The sequence below is a fragment of the uncultured Photobacterium sp. genome (assembly GCF_947502415.1).
Classification (GTDB): Bacteria; Pseudomonadota; Gammaproteobacteria; order Enterobacterales; family Vibrionaceae; genus Photobacterium.
In genome coordinates this window covers 249,770-267,565 of the sequence record NZ_CANMZV010000005.1, presented here as the reverse complement: position 1 = coordinate 267,565, position 17,796 = coordinate 249,770, and the positions used below count along the sequence as shown (strand labels likewise).

General features: G+C 39.4%; 17 protein-coding genes. 2 read left to right on the top strand and 15 right to left on the bottom strand.

The genetic code is table 11. The annotated features are described in order from the left end of the window. From Q0852_RS07875 to Q0852_RS07805, 15 genes are all read right to left on the bottom strand, one after another. On the bottom strand, window positions 1-168 hold a 168-nt coding region (locus Q0852_RS07875), incomplete at its 3' end, for a transposase family protein (protein WP_299016386.1). A 687-nt stretch (window positions 169-855) separates the two neighbouring features. After that, window positions 856-1,575: a WecB/TagA/CpsF family glycosyltransferase gene (locus tag Q0852_RS07870; protein WP_299016337.1), complete on the bottom strand. Its 720-nt coding sequence runs from the start codon at window positions 1,573-1,575 to the stop codon at window positions 856-858. Continuing rightward, window positions 1,572-2,633: a glycosyltransferase gene (locus Q0852_RS07865; RefSeq protein WP_299016334.1), complete on the bottom strand. Its 1,062-nt coding sequence runs from the start codon at window positions 2,631-2,633 to the stop codon at window positions 1,572-1,574. Before Q0852_RS07865 ends, Q0852_RS07870 begins: the two co-directional genes overlap by 4 nt. After that, window positions 2,611-3,702: a hypothetical protein gene (locus Q0852_RS07860; RefSeq protein ID WP_299016332.1), complete on the bottom strand. Its 1,092-nt coding sequence runs from the start codon at window positions 3,700-3,702 to the stop codon at window positions 2,611-2,613. Before Q0852_RS07860 ends, Q0852_RS07865 begins: the two co-directional genes overlap by 23 nt. After that, window positions 3,702-4,232 (bottom strand): acyltransferase, encoded by a 531-nt coding sequence (locus tag Q0852_RS07855; protein WP_299016330.1) that lies wholly within the window; start codon window positions 4,230-4,232, stop codon window positions 3,702-3,704. The genes Q0852_RS07860 and Q0852_RS07855 overlap by 1 nt, the downstream gene beginning before the upstream one ends. Next, window positions 4,222-5,220, bottom strand: a complete 999-nt coding sequence (locus Q0852_RS07850; RefSeq protein ID WP_299016329.1) for a hypothetical protein — start codon at window positions 5,218-5,220, stop codon at window positions 4,222-4,224. The genes Q0852_RS07855 and Q0852_RS07850 overlap by 11 nt, the downstream gene beginning before the upstream one ends. A 1-nt stretch (window position 5,221) precedes the next feature. Then, window positions 5,222-6,466, bottom strand: coding sequence for an oligosaccharide flippase family protein (locus Q0852_RS07845; protein ID WP_299016326.1), 1,245 nt, complete (start codon window positions 6,464-6,466; stop codon window positions 5,222-5,224). Between the two features lie 15 nt (window positions 6,467-6,481). Beyond that, window positions 6,482-7,603: a UDP-N-acetylglucosamine 2-epimerase gene (gene neuC, locus Q0852_RS07840; protein ID WP_299016323.1), complete on the bottom strand. Its 1,122-nt coding sequence runs from the start codon at window positions 7,601-7,603 to the stop codon at window positions 6,482-6,484. A gap of 1 nt (window position 7,604) precedes the next feature. Then, the gene (locus Q0852_RS07835) at window positions 7,605-8,648 is read right to left on the bottom strand and encodes an N-acetylneuraminate synthase family protein (protein ID WP_299016320.1); all 1,044 of its coding nucleotides are present in this window, start codon (window positions 8,646-8,648) and stop codon (window positions 7,605-7,607) included. Further along, a complete protein-coding gene (locus Q0852_RS07830) occupies window positions 8,641-9,327 on the bottom strand; it encodes an acylneuraminate cytidylyltransferase family protein (RefSeq protein WP_299016317.1) in 687 nt (228 codons plus the stop codon). The genes Q0852_RS07835 and Q0852_RS07830 overlap by 8 nt, the downstream gene beginning before the upstream one ends. A gap of 78 nt (window positions 9,328-9,405) precedes the next feature. Beyond that, window positions 9,406-10,671: a UDP-N-acetyl-D-mannosamine dehydrogenase gene (wecC, locus tag Q0852_RS07825; RefSeq protein ID WP_299016314.1), complete on the bottom strand. Its 1,266-nt coding sequence runs from the start codon at window positions 10,669-10,671 to the stop codon at window positions 9,406-9,408. Between the two features lie 18 nt (window positions 10,672-10,689). After that, entirely contained in the window at window positions 10,690-11,814 is a 1,125-nt protein-coding gene (gene wecB, locus Q0852_RS07820; protein ID WP_299016311.1) for a non-hydrolyzing UDP-N-acetylglucosamine 2-epimerase, read from the bottom strand. A gap of 256 nt (window positions 11,815-12,070) precedes the next feature. Next, window positions 12,071-14,236, bottom strand: coding sequence for a polysaccharide biosynthesis tyrosine autokinase (locus Q0852_RS07815; protein ID WP_299016309.1), 2,166 nt, complete (start codon window positions 14,234-14,236; stop codon window positions 12,071-12,073). Between the two features lie 81 nt (window positions 14,237-14,317). Beyond that, window positions 14,318-14,746: a protein tyrosine phosphatase gene (locus tag Q0852_RS07810; protein ID WP_299016268.1), complete on the bottom strand. Its 429-nt coding sequence runs from the start codon at window positions 14,744-14,746 to the stop codon at window positions 14,318-14,320. A 10-nt stretch (window positions 14,747-14,756) separates the two neighbouring features. After that, on the bottom strand, window positions 14,757-15,890 hold the full coding sequence (locus Q0852_RS07805) for a polysaccharide export protein (RefSeq protein WP_299016265.1): 1,134 nt from the start codon (window positions 15,888-15,890) through the stop codon (window positions 14,757-14,759). Window positions 15,891-16,646: 756 nt separating this feature from the next. Between Q0852_RS07805 and Q0852_RS07800 the strand changes: the two genes are divergently transcribed. Beyond that, window positions 16,647-16,940, top strand: coding sequence for a hypothetical protein (locus Q0852_RS07800; protein ID WP_299016263.1), 294 nt, complete (start codon window positions 16,647-16,649; stop codon window positions 16,938-16,940). Between the two features lie 149 nt (window positions 16,941-17,089). Then, a complete protein-coding gene (locus tag Q0852_RS07795) occupies window positions 17,090-17,794 on the top strand; it encodes a YjbF family lipoprotein (RefSeq protein ID WP_299016260.1) in 705 nt (234 codons plus the stop codon). The last annotated feature ends 2 nt before the right edge of the window (window positions 17,795-17,796 follow it).

Below are 17,796 nucleotides of genomic sequence, written 5' to 3'. Positions count from 1 at the left end.
TTCAAGGTGGTCATCTCCAAAATCCTGGATTTCCTCCCAACCTTCAGCACCACCAATAACGGCAACGATAGCTAGGAGAAGAATATCTGAAAGCTTGTGCTCAACTTTCCACTGCTGACGAGGGTCTCTAATAATAGATATGTGATCCAAAAGGCTTAATCCGTTCATGGCTGAAATCTGTCCTAGAAAAAACATTATATGATCACAGCCAATTTTGATCGTCAAAGCGATCATCAACTTTCAAAAAAACTCTTTCAATATTGTGAATTATGAGATAAAAATGAAGCCTATTCTAAAAAAGCAACCTCTCTGGAAGCCTTGTAAAATAAGGGCTCTTCATGATCTTGCCCTGGGAACAAGCTGCTTAAACATAATTAGGCGACAACTACCTTGAAAAACGCCGCTTTCCTTTTGCTGCTGAAACCATTCGCGCCAGAGATTATATTTTTCTTCGTGAGCCATAATAATGTTCCGTTTATGAAGGAACACTATCAATAACAGCTATTCACCCGTATCGGAATGTGGGGGGAAATGGGCGGTTACTGTAATATGATTGGAAATCAGGCCATTACCAAGAAGGAGTTGCGTCTGCCAATAGGGCAAACTATTCAGCCGCGACCTATTGTACTGATGCTCTACTCATCTCGAGCGGTTCATCGCATCGTTGAATTATGTAAAGAAAAGAGCGTTTATATTACATTGGACTTATCCGAGAATACTCAGCATTTCCAGAGCAAATGCACGAAAAAATTAATTTCTTCAATAATGAATTACTGCACCTGGCAGCAACCACATAGTAATAACGGAATGATTGATCCTGCATTAGCAGAAGAAATCATAACTTACTGTCCGGAATTAGTTGAACACAAAACTAAAAATGTACTTTATATAGAACTTGGGATAGTCACTTATAAGACGCGTTCTCACATGTTTATGCATGATAGCTCTTTGCAACCACCGTAGGCCTAGCTTTTTTGCCAATGGATGATAATAGTCAGACTTTATTGAAGTTTGGGTTATAAAGCCACCACAAGTAAATATTAGTTTTTTAGGGTACTTACGATATAAGAAAGAAGATACTTCTTCTTGCTTTGGAGTTCCCATTCCTAATATAAGAATATCGCAATTAGAGGCGCTTAAACTTATAGTCTCCAACTCTTTCTGACTGTTTATATAACCATTTCGTGAGTACTTAATAAGTAAACGAGGGTGTTTTAGCTTGATATTCTGGCAAGCAGTTTTAACTTCATCCTCTTGCCCCCCTATGATGCCGACCTTCAAATTATTTTCTTCACAAAAAGAAAACACTTCACCGGCGATAGAAGAATAGTCAAAACTTACTCGGTCTACTTTATTAGCATTAAACAAATTATGAAGATAAACCAAAGAGGCGCCATCAATAAATAGTTTAGTGAAGTTACCAACTTCTTCAGGATTTGTTTCGAAATATTTATAAGAGAATGGATTAACAAACGTAACATTCCCTCCTTTTCCTTCGAGATAACTGTTTAGCACTTTTTGGAAGCAAACCCGGCTACCTATCAAAGCATTAACTCTTCTATAATTATATTTCATTTTACTGCCAACTTTTGATATACAGCGCTTTGCTCTGCGAGAACCTGCTCTAACACCATATAATTATCCACCCAATTTGATGCGGTGTAAGATTGATTCCCAAACTGATTGAGATCATCTACGACTTTAAGCCCACAAGATATGTACTCATTAACTTTTGTTGGTGACGCAACATGGTTCACAATGCTATCACTTCTAATTATTAGACCTGCGTCAGCGGCATTCAGATATTTACCAACATCCTCATAATTCAATGACAGTATTGTGTAGTCATCTTTCGGGATTCTAGCTTCCTCTACTAACTTAACTACCTGCTCTTTTTCAGGTGTAAGAATTAGAAGAAAGATACTTGGATGTTTTAACTTGGCATCTTTGTATGCACTTAGTATATTATCCAGATTTTGCCAATATGAAGCGCCACCAGAATAAACGTAAACGAAATTATCATCTATCTTTAACTCTTTCCGAATAGCCTTTCTAGCCTCGGGCATCGATTTAAAAATAGAGTGATTTACAACTGTAGGGAATACATTACATTCTTTATCAACGGAATATTTATTTAAAAAGTGAGCTTTCATATTACTACTTACAAAGAAAAAATGATCCGCCTTACTAAAAATCTTCCTTTCAGCTTTGTAAATCATTGTGGCTATGAATTTGTGTATATAACTGTCCGAACTTTCAGATATTTCATCTACCAATGCACCTCTAACATCAGATATTATGGGCTTCTTAATTCCAAACTTTTTAAGTATATTAATAGCCATCAGCGAAGGCCCATGTCCCCTACAATGAATTACGTCTGCCCACTCAAACAATTTTCTATTGGTAAAAAATAATGTTTGTAAATGGGATACTACTGATGTAGAAAAAAGAGGAGGTCTTCGAACTTTAATCAACTCATAGCCGCAATTACTCTTATACCCCATATCTATGGGCTTACAAAAAGCTAACAGTTTCACTTCGTGATTTTGGGAGTGACTTTCGCAGATCGTATGTACTTGGCTTCTAAAAACCGAACTACTAGCTAAATTATCAGTAATGTATAGTATTTTCATTTGCGGCTCTTATTTTCTTTGATTCGTAATATATGTAGAATGTTAAATACCAAAACATAAAGTCCCATCTGAAAAAGAAAAATACATCATCAGTAGCACTTCTTACTAAAACTGCAACCAACAGGACAGATAGCATCCAACATTTACAATTAAAGGTTTTAAAAAGACATACTATTATCCAAATAGCTACCAAATAAAAGCCTAGTCCGGATAAAGTTTGTAGACTCAGATAGGAGTTATGTAATGCATATGTGCCAATTGCTTTATAGCCACAAGACATATCCCCGCCATAGTTTAATCCAAATAAAATTTTCTGAATAGATATATCGCTAAAGTAGCAGTTTAGTACCGCCATTCGACCGGCATCGTTAAGAGCTCTGGATTCAAATCGCTCAATGATAGTTAAGAAAAGGTCTGAATAAGAGTATAAATAAAATATTGCACATCCAGCTAAAATAGGGGTTATCACCTTTAAAACTCTGGTGGGGTAGATTAAAGGAAACAGCAAAGATAAAACCGCAACTGATATAACTGCACTTCGACTTCCTGACATAATGCAGATAACTATAGTTAACAAAAGTGCAATAACCACAACCTTTTCACTGAATTCGTTTAGAATACATATAACAAAAAGCCAGATCATCACAATTCCAATAGCATTACGACTAACCTTGTCAAAAACCTCTGTGTTTAAATCTGCCCCCGACAACATTTTATAAAGAATGTAAGCACTTACTGTAAAGAAAGTCAGTATAAATATATTTTTATCCACCCCTCTTCTATATAAGGCATAGCCAAGAATAATAGATGAAAATATGTATCCAAAAGAACCAAACCTAATATCTCCTGACATTGCCATTGTTATAAGGTTTAGAGTCGGGATTGAAACTAGGAAGAACAATACTAGCTTGGGAACATCTCTTATCCAAATTAGAGTGAGTATTGATACCATCATGTATATCAAGTTTATAACTTGAGATGAGTTCATAAGACTAGATAGCATCAGAATAATACAGAATGCTGTATGGGCTTTAGCGATAGAGTTAGACTCAGACTCAAACTTCAACATTAATAGTAACTCTTTAATCTTTTCAACTCTAAATAACTGTCTACATCTCTTGATTTAAAAGGTTTAGCCGGTTTTTGACCTACTATAGCAAACTTGGGCACATCTTTCACTAGTACCGTTCCTGCTTGTATGATAGCTCCCTCTCCAATTCTCACTCCACCAAGAATTATAACATTCCTACCTAACCACACGTTATCTTCTATCATTACATCCTTAATAATATATGTTTCATCATAGGGTATTTTCTCTCCATGATAATTATGAAACTGTGTGATTATCATACATCCCTTTCCAGAGTGAAAGTTATCACCGATACTTACCTTCCCTTCACCAGATATTTCCATACCGTTAAAGTGGCAATTGTGACCTATGATCGTAAACTCTGTAAATACGGATTTAGCATTAACTTTTGGTTTGCTACGGTACTCCTTCACCGTCCGCATAGCTTTATTAGAGTAGTAGTAGCTACTCATTTTTTTAGACAAAAATGACCAAGTTTTAACTAAAAAATCCAACAAACTAAAAATCATACTTATTGAACCCTAATGTTAGGTAGAACTCCACTACGCAGCGATACTTTTCCCTCTCACTTTCACTTGTCATAAGTTCGGTAGCATCTATCATTCCTATATTTACGAATTCATACGTACTATAAATATTGTAAAGAACTGTAGACGTAAAAGAGGAGAATTCAAAACTTAGCCTTTCCGATTCACTTAAGAACTCTTCTAGAGGAACATTAATTGTTGTTACTGTAAACCCTATATCTGCTACCTTTGTTAGTTTATCTTTTGACTCATATCTATGAGGGTAGTATATAACTTCCTTATCCTTATTCCTTAAATAGAATTCGCGCAACAGTTTTAACTCCTCATCCTCAGTAATTATTAAATGCTCAGAATAAGGACAACCAACAAAGGATACCTGATTACTAACAGTTTCCTTTTTTATTCTAATTGTATCATCTAGGTTTTCATAACATTGTCCATCTACAATAACCTTTGAAAGATCAAATACACTATGGACACTAGGGATTTTCGGCTCTCCTTTCAAAAAGGTAATCACATTAAATAACATATGAAACAGAGTTGCTCTTGGCTTTACAATGTTTGTCCCTTTATTTATGTGTGAAACCTGTGCAGTTAAAGTGGCAGTACCATCATCAATGAGCACTTGGTTACAATGCGAAAACAACAATCGAGAAAAGTTAAAGTAGTAATTATAAAAACTGCCAAAAAAAAGATTTTTTGCTTTGCTCCTATAGTTAAACCAAAGAACAAAATAAACAAAGTGCAGATACACCACATTAATATATTTATTATTTTTAGGTGCTATGTGTTTAACTCTAACATTTGGGTCAGATATCTTGGAGATTTCAAATAGAATTTGTGAGTCGTTCCTTGTCCCTCTATCATTTGAATTATATCTAACATGTATCAATGACTCTGTTCCATGTTTTTCTAAGACTCGTACTACTGACTTACATTGCAATGGAGAACTAACTAAAAAAACATTCATATTAAAAAACCTTCAACCAAGGCATTCTATGTACCCTTTGTGCGTATATTATTGTGAGAACACTTAATACAACCTTTGATATCAAAAAGGAAAATGCCACCCCCCATAGTCCATAAGTAGGAATTAGATAATACACTAGAGATACATTCACAACTCCAGACAACACTGTTAATACAAATAACTTACTGGTCTTTTTCGAATAAAAAATATAGTTTGTGAATACAAAGTATATACCCTGAACTATTTGGGCCACAAAAAGAAGTCCAATAAACATTCCCACCTCATTATATTTATAATCAAGTACTAAATGAGATAAAAATGGGGATACAAAATAGCAAAAAGCGGAAAGAAGGACCAAACAGCACATATACGAGTATGTTAGCCTCACAACTTCTTCTTTTACCTTCAAATCATTTCTAGACAATCTTTCAAATAGCCAAGGTGTATAGGCATTATTAACAGCAGTAAAAACCACCTTCAAAACTAAGCTCAACTGAAAGGCTGCCATATAAACACCGACAGCTTCAATTGAAATCATTTCCTTGATAAAAAACCTATCAGATTGGCTAAACAATAGAGCGCTAAAACTATGTGGTATCAAAGGCAAGCCAAAGTGAAGAGCTTCTTTTACATCATTTAAATTGTATGTTGAGAATACGACAAACCTTTCGCGCAGGAGCATCCAAATTGTGACAACCAATGAAAGGGCGCCAGAAATAAGCAGCCCCCAAACCCTGCCGTCACCACCTAGTTTAAATGCTATCACGAAAATTGAGGAGAATAGCAATCCATTTAGTGAGTTAACAATGGAGAAAACACCATACTTTTTCACACTGTTTCTCATTTGCCATTGACCCAACAGCAATGAGTTAACAAAGTTGCTAAAAGCGCCAAAGCAAGCTATTACTATCCAAGCGAAAGAAATATCTAAATAATACTCTAACTCATTTCTAAAAATGCATACAAATAAGATAAGAGAAAACGTCGTCACCACAGATATAGCTAAGCAGGAGGTGTTAAAGCTGATCCTTTTCTCTTCTCCGACATCATCAAAAAACTTTCTATTCGCTGCTCCATTTACACAAAGCCCAATTAATGGTGGCAAGGAAATGAACAACATCATAAATATAGCGACTTTACCATATTCAGCAACAGACAAATACTTTGTTAGTATAGGCAGAAGAATGAATGGTGACGCAGCACTAATGACATTGGTAAAAAGATATACAGAGGCAGTTCGTAACAAGAATAATCCTAAAAATCAAATATCATTAAATCGTTTTTGCTTTTGTTTATTCCAAAAGCTCTGTTTTGAAATTGCCGTGATAAATAGCTCATCACTATTCCCCTCGCCAAATTCCATATGTCTTTCAAAGCATCCAAACTTTGCATACTCTATTGAGTGAAGTATGTCGGTGTATACTTCTTTTGTGTTTATGATTGAATTAGCTGTTGCTCTATTATATTGACGAGTTCCTAAATCAATAGAGGGCAGTCCATAAAATGGTGCCTCCCTAACTCCAGCACTAGAGTTCCCAATCATATAACTAGCATTTTTCAGTAACACTAAAAAGTATTCAAACCTCACACTTGGAAATATTCTGAATTTAGGATTACCTTCAAGGCGCTTAAGCTCATTTATAATGATCTCAGAGCCATGGTCATTATTAGGATAAATAACAACATAGTTATCACCACTAGCAAGTAAAGCATCAACCGTATTTGATATATTCTTAGGTAGGCTATCTACATCCGTTGTGACAGGGTGGTACATAAATAAAGAGTAGTCATCAAATGGTATATCGTATCTCGCTTTTACTGCATCTAAAGATGGTAGAACTGGAGAAGTCATAATGTCTAAGTCAGGAGATCCAATAACAAAAATTGATTCCTCCTCCTCGCCTAACTGGAGCAGACGCTTTTCTGCTTCTTCATTACAAACGAAATGGATATGAGACATTTTTGAAACAGAGTGACGAATAAGTTCATCGATTGTTCCAGATACTTCTCCCCCTTCGATGTGGGCAACCAAAATATTATTTAGTGAACCAACAATAGCACCAGCTAAAGCTTCTACTCGATCACCATGTACAATAATAAGGTCCGGTTTTAACTCTTTAACATAGTCAGAAAGTCCATGGATTGTTTTCGCGAGGATCACATCCATGCTGTCTTCAGTGTTTTGATTAATATATTTGTATATAGAACGAAAACCCGACTTCTCAACTTCTCTGGCTGTCAGTCCATATTTGGCAAGCATGTGCATGCCAGTAACAAACAGATGGGCATTCAGCCCATCTGTTTCCTCAACCTTTCTTATTAGACTTTTCAGCTTTCCGAAATCAGCGCGGGTACCTGTCAAGAAAAGGATATTTTTACTCATATTAGTCTACAAATTCTCTTTTGATTTGGATGTTATTATCTATATCGCTAGTTGCTACTTTGCCTAACAGTTCTTGATAATCTTCTGCCAGGAAGTCACCGGTACCAGGTCTTTTAACCCAAAGGTTATCTGTCGTAAATTTCTCGCCTTTCTTAATCGGTGCAATCGATACAACACTTGCATAAGCAAAATCTATTGTGACTTGTTCTTCTTTCGCTGCTTCTTTTTTACCGCCACGCATTTGTGCCATTCGTTTTGAGTGATAAATCAGCTCTGCACACTCTTTTTCATCCATAGAGCAGCAAATATCTGGGCCTGGACGGTCTTTACTGTCCGTAAAGTGTCGCTCAAGCACTGAAGCGCCCAAGGCAACAGCACCAAGACACGCAGTGTTGTCAATACTATGGTCTGATAGGCCTACAACAGCATCTGGGAATGCACCTTGTAGCTCTTCCATCGCACCCAAGCGGATCAGGTGATCTGGGGTTGGATAAAGATTTGTGGTGTGTAGCAAGCAGAAAGGCGTTTTATGCTTTCTGAAAATGTCTACCGCTTTCTGAACTGACGGAATGTCATTCATTCCAGTGCTGAGAATTACAGGCTTACCAAAGCCAGCAATCAATTCAAGCAAAGGGTAGTTATTACATTCGCCAGAGCCAATTTTGTAGGCGGGTACATTCATGCGCTCTAGTCGCAGAGCCGCTGCTCTGGAAAACGGCGTACTAATGAAAATGGCACCTTTTGACTCAACGTATTCCTTTAACTGGATTTCATCTTCTTCATTCAAAGAACAACGTTCCATAATTTCATAAATTGAAACGTCAGCGTTGCCTGGGATCACTTTTTTCGCTTCACCACTCATTTCGTCTTCAACAACGTGAGTTTGGTGTTTAATCACTTCGGCACCGCCTTCAATAGCTGCGTCTACCATCTCGAACGCGACTTTCAGAGAGCCCTCATGGTTAATGCCAATTTCAGCAATAACCAAAGGATCGTAATCAAAACCAACATTACGTCCTGCAATTTCAAATACTGGGTTAGTCATATTTTGCCTTTAACAATTGTTCTACGCGATTTAAATCTTCTTGAGTATCGATATCAGCTGAATCAGACTCAGACATTATATAAGGGAAGACGTTCTCTCTGGGTATCTGAGCTTCACACATAAAGGACTCTCGGTCAAAAATGTATAAGGCTCCATTAGGCTGAAAAGCGCGAGGAAGATCTTGTCTTCTCGTATAGGGAGCATCAGCACCATACAATCCAGTTATTGTCCCATTCTGTGTTTCTACATATGCTTTGATAGGTGTATGAGAGGGCTCAAAAACACTGATCACACATTGAGCATTACTTTCTTGGAAGAAATGAAATGCTTCATCAATATGCTTGCTTGTTCTCAATGGTGAGGTCGGTTGCAACAGAGCAAAGGAATCTGGGTGTATATCTTGTGAGGCAAGCCATTCAATCGCATGTTGGATCACAGGCTCACTTGACATTGTGTCTTGGGCCAGCTCGGCTGGTCGAGGAATAACCGAAGCGCCGCATTGCTTACTCACCGATGCGATTTCTTCATCATCTGTTGTCACATAAACAAGATCAACACAATTTGATTCTAGTGCAGCGTTAATAGTCCAACCGATTAATGGTGTACCCTTTAAAGGAAGTATATTTTTTCTTGGCAATCCTTTGGAACCGCCCCTTGCAGTTATTATTGCAACTAACATTAATTAAACCAACTTTTGAAAAAAGAAGAAAAACAAGCCATTAATTTGCAGACGCAACATTCAGCCCAAAACCGTTAATCACCAAATCCCCTTAGAATCAACAATAATACCAGATGTTGGCTTCAATATTTTAAACTTTTTATGGTCTACTAATAACACCTGAATATCTGCTTCTTTAGATGCATCTTCAAACGACATCAATTCAACCTTATTAACATTATTTGGCAGTGCTTCAATATTCGGCTCTACGACAACAACCCGGCCAGCATGTATCTCTGCAATTTTCTTCGTAATTTTCATTGCAGGACTTTCACGCAAATCATCAATATCAGGTTTAAATGCTAAACCATAACAAGCAATAGTTACTTCTCTTGCTGTTTTAGCTGGATTTGCTTGCAAGTGCTTTGCTACCGCTAAATTCACTTTATTGATAACCCATTCTGGTTTCCCGTCATTCACCTTACGAGCAGTGTGAATAATTTGAGCTTCTTCTGGTGTTTTAGATACGATAAACCACGGATCAACCGCAATACAATGACCGCCAACACCAGGGCCTGGCTGAAGGATATTGACGCGAGGATGACGATTTGCAAGCGCAATAAGCTCCCACACATTAACATCCAATTTATCACAAATAACAGACAACTCATTAGCAAATGCAATTTGTACATCACGAGAGCTATTCTCTGTTAACTTTGCCATTTCAGCAGTACGTGCATTAGTAACTACACACTCACCTTTAACAAAAGTCTCGTATAATTCAACAGAGCGCTCTGAACATCGTGATGACATCCCACCAATAACGCGATCGTTTTCAACCAATTCACGAACAATATGGCCTGGTAGTACGCGCTCAGGACAATGAGAAATATTTACATCTGAATTTTCACCTGCGACTTGAGGGAAAGTAAGATCAGGGCGCGCTTCAGCCAACCACGCAGCCATCTGTTCTGTTGCCCCAACAGGTGATGTTGACTCAAGGATAACCAAGTCACCTTTTTTCAGTACAGGTGCAATGGCTTTACTTGCCGCTTCAATATAAGCCAGATCTGGTTCTGGCACTTCACCTTCCGCACAAGGCTTAAATGGCGTGGGAACAGCAATCAGGAAAGCATCAGCAGGTTCTGGGGTCACTACTGCTTTTAAATAACCTTCCGAAACAGCCGCGCTGACAATCATATCTAGCTCAGGCTCTACAATATGGATTTTACCTTGATTAATAGTATCCACTGCATGCTGGTTTACATCAACACCGATAACTTTTTTCTTACGTGATGCAAACATGGCTGCCGTTGGCAGACCGATATAACCTAGACCAATAACGGAAATGGTTTCAAATGACATTGTTATTCCCTCAATTTATTATTTACCTAAAACGTTTAGAATGCGTTCACAAGCTTTGCCGTCACCGTATGGATTATGGGCAAAGCTCATTGCTTGGTAAGCATCTTCATCAGTAAGCAGTGTGTTCAAGTTACTTACAATCTCTTCAACATCTGTACCGACTAATTTCACAGTCCCTGCTGTAACCGCTTCAGGACGCTCTGTCGTATCACGCATAACAAGAACCGGCTTTCCTAGCGAGGGGGCTTCTTCCTGAATACCACCCGAATCAGTCAAAATGATATTTGCACGGCCCATCAGATAGATAAATGGTAAATACTGCTGGGGTTCAATCAAATATACATTATCAATATCTGCTAAGATACGATTTACCGGTTCACGAACGTTCGGGTTTAAGTGCATAGGGTACAGAATTTGACTTTCTGGATGTTGTTTTGCCGTATCTGCCAGAGCCTGACAGATACGCTCGAATCCTCCACCAAAGCTTTCGCGTCGATGACCAGTGACCAAAATTAGCTTTTTGTTTTCATCCAAAAAAGGGAACTGAGCAGCTAATGTCGCATTTAAATCAGTATCACTATCAATTTTTCCTTTCACCATCAATAGTGCATCAATAACCGTATTACCAGTCACCGAAATACTTTGCTCGAGATAATTTTCTCTCAACAAGTTTTCTTTTGATGTCTCTGTTGGTGCAAAATGATATTTGGTCAGCGCCCCTGTCAATTTACGATTCGCCTCTTCAGGCCAAGGCGAGTAAATATTGCCAGTTCGCAGACCGGCTTCAACATGCCCGACGGCAATCTGCTCATAATATGCAGCAAGACTTGCAGCAAAGGTCGTTGCCGTATCACCGTGTACTAACACCACATCCGGTTTAAATTCTTGTAGCACCGATTTTAATTCAAGAAGAATTAGCGCTGTCACATCATTAAGTGTCTGCCCGGCTTTCATCAGGTTTAAATCATAATCGGGTGTGATCTCAAACAAATCTAAAACCTGATCTAGCATTTCCCGGTGCTGCGCCGTTACACAGACTTTAGCCTCAAATCGCTCATCCATTGCTAGCGCGTGAACCAATGGTGCCATTTTTATTGCTTCCGGTCGGGTTCCAAAAACCGTCAAGATACGTTTCTTTGCCATATTACTTGCCAACTTAAACTAAAATTAGATATGAAAATTCCCATACAATGCTGATTATTTTTCAACATCGAAACTCAAACCATGAAAAAACCTGAGACAGGAAAAAAGGCCTCGCAGGGCGAGTGCCACTTGGGATTGCGGGAATTGAGGTGTTTCCTACCCATAGATTGCGTTATTACGGTATTAAGAACTTGTTGAACTAGAATTAAGGCGCTGAAGTCAGCGCCTTTTATAGATTCTATCAAAAAGTATGACCCTATTTTTCCGACTCATAACTATAGTTGTAATAACCATAATTACCGCCGTAATAGCTGCTGGCCTTGCGTACCACAGCGTTTAAAATAAAGCCTTTAACTTCAATACCATTTTGTTCAAAGCGCTGTTTGGTAACTTCTATCTCTTTAACCGCATTTTGACCAAAGCGGCCAACTAATAAGGTCGTTCCAGCATGAGCACCCACAACAGCAGGGTCAGTAACAGCTAGAATAGGCGGAGTGTCAACAATCACAATATCGTAATTTTCAGATGCCCACTCCATCAATTGCTTAAAACGAGGATGCATTAGCAATTCAGCAGGATTTGGTGGCACATCTCCGCGACCGATATAATCAAGACTGTCAACACCCGGCTGTTTAATCAGTGAATCAATACTCGCTTGTCCACTTAAGAACTCAGACAGGCCGGGCTTATGCGCCACCGCCATCTGACGCTCCATACGGCCTTTACGCATATCTGCATCAATAACCAATACTTTCGAGCCCGATTTTGCTATCACGGCAGCCATGTTAGCTGATACAAATGATTTACCAATGCCTGGGCTTGGACCAGAAATCATTATTATATTGTTTTTGGCTTCCATCATAGCAAAATGCAAGCTAGTACGAAGACTACGAAGGGCTTCAATAGATAAATCTGCTGGATTGGAAACCGCCAATAACGTTTCTGCTACCGTTAACTGCTTCTTACCTTTTTGCTTTTTCTCCAACTCAATTTGCCAATCAGACATTGGAATACTTGCATAAACTGGCAGGCCAATCGCTTCAATCTCATCAGGACTTTCCACTCCACGGTGGAAGGCGGCACGAAACAGAGCTATTACTATAGCCATCATGCCACCAAGCAAAGTTGCTAACACAACGATTAACGATTTCTTAGGCTTTACTGCTTTCGTGTAGGACTGAGCTGCATCTAAAATACGCACATTGCCCACAGTGCTGGCTTTCATGATGTTCAGCTCTTGAACTTTATTTAGTAGCTGAACATAAATCTGTTGATTCACATCTACGTCACGGGTCAAACGCAACACTTCACGCTGGGTTTTAGGCAGCTTCTGAATTTGACTATTAAGACGTTCACGCTCAGCTAGTAGTGCCTTCCGTTTATCTAACAAAGACAAATAAGCTGGGTGTTCTTTGGTAAAACGCTGTGAGATTTCACTCTCTTTAAAAGTCAGCTCATTAAGCTGCGCTTCAAGCTTAACCATCACATCCAGTGTTGATTTAGCCTCAAGACCTAAGTCAATCGATTCGTTATCCTGACGGAATTTATTCAGTTGATTTTCTGAAGCTGTTAATTGAGTTTTTATATCTGGCAGGTGGGTGCGTAAAAACTGCAGGCTGTTTTCTGCCTCTGCAGAATTGCGTTCTACATTTTGCAGGAAGTAATTCTGACTAATGTCATTTAAAATGCCTTCAATATCATTACGGTTTTCACCAGTAAATGATAGTTGCAGAATACCTGTTTGTTTACCTAGTTCACTTACAGCAAGCCTTTCCTGTAGCCACTGAATCGCATCTAAGCGCGAGCGTTTCTCCACAGTAAATGTAGCCTCATTCTCAGCAACAAGTTGAGTCACAAACAGACGAAAATCACCTTGCAGTGCCAACTCGCCAACCTTGCCTGTTAATACTGTACGTTCATTACTATCAATCAGCTCAAACGTACCAGACTGGCTATTTATTACCTTCAGTGTAAAGACAGGAACATCAATATAACCAGGCACTTCAAATCGACTGATGGTAATATCGTTCTGTTTGCCCTGAATTCGAGCTAATCCCTTGCCGATTACCGGTACGTAGTTAGGTGAAGCAACGGTGGTTAAATTCAGCTTATCGACGGTATTACCCAAGATCATCCGAGACTTGATAATCTCAATCTCGGTTGTGGCAGATGATTCACTACTAAACAACTCTCCCATATTTCCGAGAACCGGCATACCGGTGCTTTTGGTTTCAACCTGAATTAGTGCATCAGCTTTGTAAATTGGTGTCGCCAAAAGGGCATATACCACACCGATAATAGCGAAGATAAAAACAATCGCAACAATGTTCCAACGATTATCCAACAAGATGCCAAACAGCTTCCCCAAATCGATCTCATTGGTGTCAGTCTGCTTGACCTGTACGTTTTGCGTAACACTCATAAATATTTTCAACTAAATAGAGGGTTAAGGATGTTCTTAGAACCTAGAACCTAGAAAAGCTTTAAATCTTAGAAGCTATATTTATAACTTCTTTACCCATGCAATAGCAGCTTCTTCAATTAGGCTATATGCATGCACAAAGGCTTCACGACTCTGCCGGTAAGGGTCAGGAATGTCTTTCTGTCCAACCCACTGGCCAAACAGCATGGTTTTCCCGCGGGCTTCAGGAGCAATCTTTGTTACCGCTTCAATATGACCTTTTTCCATCACCAGAATCAGATCATAATCAAGGCACAGCTCACTGGTTAGCTGTTGTGCTACGTGGCCTTCTAGACTCACGTCATTAACTTCGGCTACCTCAGCCGCCATACTATCTGCAGGTTTACCGACTAAAGCCCCCACACCAGCAGAGGCAACCTCTTTGTTTGGGAGCAATTTTTTAAGTAAGTACTCGCCTGATGGTGAGCGACAAATATTACCCACGCAGACAACAAGGATTTTATTGAACATGTTTTTTCCTTTACCAATTCCTGACGCGAAGCATACCTTCAGTTAGGTTATTAAAACCATTGATGGTTGGGATTAACTGAGTAATTACACGATTCCAACGCGTAAGTGGCGCTGCGGTTACGTAAACAATATCGTAGGGTTCAAGTTCGAACTCAGTTCCTACCACTAGGGCTGAGGCGTCTTGAATATTGAGCTGGTATACGTCTGCAATGGTTTGTTTTGGTTCATTGCTATCGTTATTACCGCGAATAACGAAAACACCTGTGGCATCAGCCGCAAGCTGATTAATACCACCGACACTACTCAGTGCTTCAGTCAGACTCATGCCTACACGGTCTATTTTAAGCAGTTTTGGGTCGTTAACTTCACCCATCACAAACACTTTTTGTCCATCGTTACGAGGAACGTGAACAATATCTCCAGGGCGTAGCAAGCGATTCTGGGTTAAGTCGCCACGCTGCATTAAGGCATGAAGTGATAGATTTTCTTCAACACCGTTTCGTGTGAGTGTGACATTACGCCAATCAGCATCTACAGCCAGTCCACCAGCCCGGTTAATGGCATCAAGCAGGGTTAGCGGCACATTGGTAATCGGTTGTTGGCCAGGCTTGTTAACTTCACCCGTCACATATGATTTTTGTGAACGAAACGAAGCAACATTTACATCGACTTGTGGGCTCTCGATAAATTCTTTTAGGCGCTTAGCCATTTCGTCACGGATCTCCGTAACTGTTTTACCCTCAACCTTCACAAGGCCAATATAAGGATAAAAAATTGTACCATCGGCATGAACCCAGTTACCGGATTCACTTGAACTACGATAAGAACCCGCAGGGATCGTCAACTCCGGGTGGTCCCAAATCGTCACGTTGAGAATATCACCAGGGCCAATTCGGTATTGATAGCGAGCGACTTCCGCATCCAACCCTGGATTGGTTTTAGAAAAAATTTGAGGAGCTTTGAAATGGCTAACCGCATTCGCGGTGAGAGGGTATACATTTACCTGTTCGGAGATATCGCTCTCTTCACCTTGAACGTTGACAACATTCTTGTCATCGATTGAAAAGTGGGAGCCGGGCACGGTGCAGCCTACCAGCATGTTCGATGCCATTGCAGTGATTAAAAGCTTCTTTGTGAAATGCATAATTTGGTTTGAAAGTTTTTAAAGGTTACGAAGTCCTGGGTCCTGAAAGGTGGATCCAGGCTGCTTAAATTAGTCCCGGTTTCAAACGCAAACCGAAGATGTAAATAAAGGGGGGCTTTTAGCGTTTAAAGAATCTAGGGACAAGAGTGTTGTGCACAAAAAGAGCAAACAGTTACCACGCTCAGCTTTGTTACTTTAACCTCAAACCTTATTCTTTTTCTCGCTCCCAGCTTATGTTTTTCCATGCTACCGCCCTTGGGTTATAGCTCCCAAATGGCATTCAATAGTTTCAAATTCTGGAATTAAAGATTTTGTCTGAGATATCTGAAACCCTGCCACCTCAAACGAGAAATAAGGTTAATCAAAAAAAAGGACAAAAAATGTCATTATCAGAGCAAAACCCGCATGACATTTTACATAAATGGCGAATAAATAGAAACTGAAAATTTTATCAACCGTAAGAGGGGGTTAGCCACTAACATCAAGCAACCTATTGATATATGGAGCAATAGAATAACTCACACTCTTTAGCAGAATGGCTTGAGTTCATTAAATATACAAATACAGGTTGAATTTCAATCTGATCGTATTCTTGGGATAAGCCTCTCGTTTTGACAACAATTTAGCTCATATTCAATATAATTTTTTTATGATACAAGTTTATACTCATTGCGATTCAGCTTGTATCACCATATCATTGCCGATGAAGGTTAACTTCACTCTTTTTATGTTTATTTATAAAAATAAGGGAATAGGATGAAAAAGACTGCAATTGCCCTGCTAGCTGCAATGTCAATGGCTAGCTCTGCGTTTGCTGCAACTGAAACAGCAGCAACTGCAGGTGCATCATCATCAGCAACGACTGCTGGTGCAACTACTGCCGCTTCTACTGGCGCTGCAGCTGGTACTGCTGGTGCTACAGCTGCTGCTGCTGGTGGTATCACTGCAACTACTGTTGCTGCAGGCGTAGCTGCTACTGTTGCTGCTGTTGCAGTTGCTGATTCAAGCAACAATAACGGCACAACAACTTCTGTTTCTGGAAAAAGTTAATCTAAAACTAACTACAAAACAGAGTTAATCAATAGCCGTACCCCAGGTGCGGCTATTTTAATAGCATCATTCAAACAGATTAGACGTCGGAAAGATTCTTATCTCTAATCATGCGCTTCTAAACTCACTAAATGGAACTTACCACTGCAATGCGGTTATTTCATCGAGCTTTTCATCTCTTTCTTCTATTTCTGATTACAGCCATTATGTCCGGCTGTAGTCAAAAATTTAACGACGTTAATGATACGCTAAATATCGCCTTGTTCGGTGATGCCGACACCCAGCTTGAAAGCTTTAATATTAACAGTTTACCCTATGCCAGCATCTATGCCCGTATAGGTAATGGACCTCGAGCGTTTATGGTGTTGGCGCTGACAGAAACTCCAGCCAGATTCAATTATCAAGCAGAGATACAAGCACTACAGCTTAAATGGCTTTCTGCCGACAAGGGCATGTTGGTTACTGAATATGGTCGACTAGTTAAAACCCTCAACTTGCCGCAAGGTAACTTACTTAACACATACAGCAAGACCCCTGATCCACTGCGGTTAGGGCTTCATAAGACAAACACACCTAAACAGTGGCAACGTACCATCGACTGGCAGCCCGGTTATCACTTTGGATACCAATTAAAATCTACCTTTATTCGCCAACAAAACGCAGTGATCATGATAAATGACAAACCTATTGAAACCTTACATTTTACCGAAGACGTATTGGTCGACAGTCTAAATGTCACGTATCAAAATGATTTCTGGCTTCAACCGCAAACCGGAAAGGTTCTAAAAAGCAAACAAAAACTGGCTCCTGGTTTGCCTTATGTCGAAATCACCCTTTTGAAGCCTTATTCATAAAC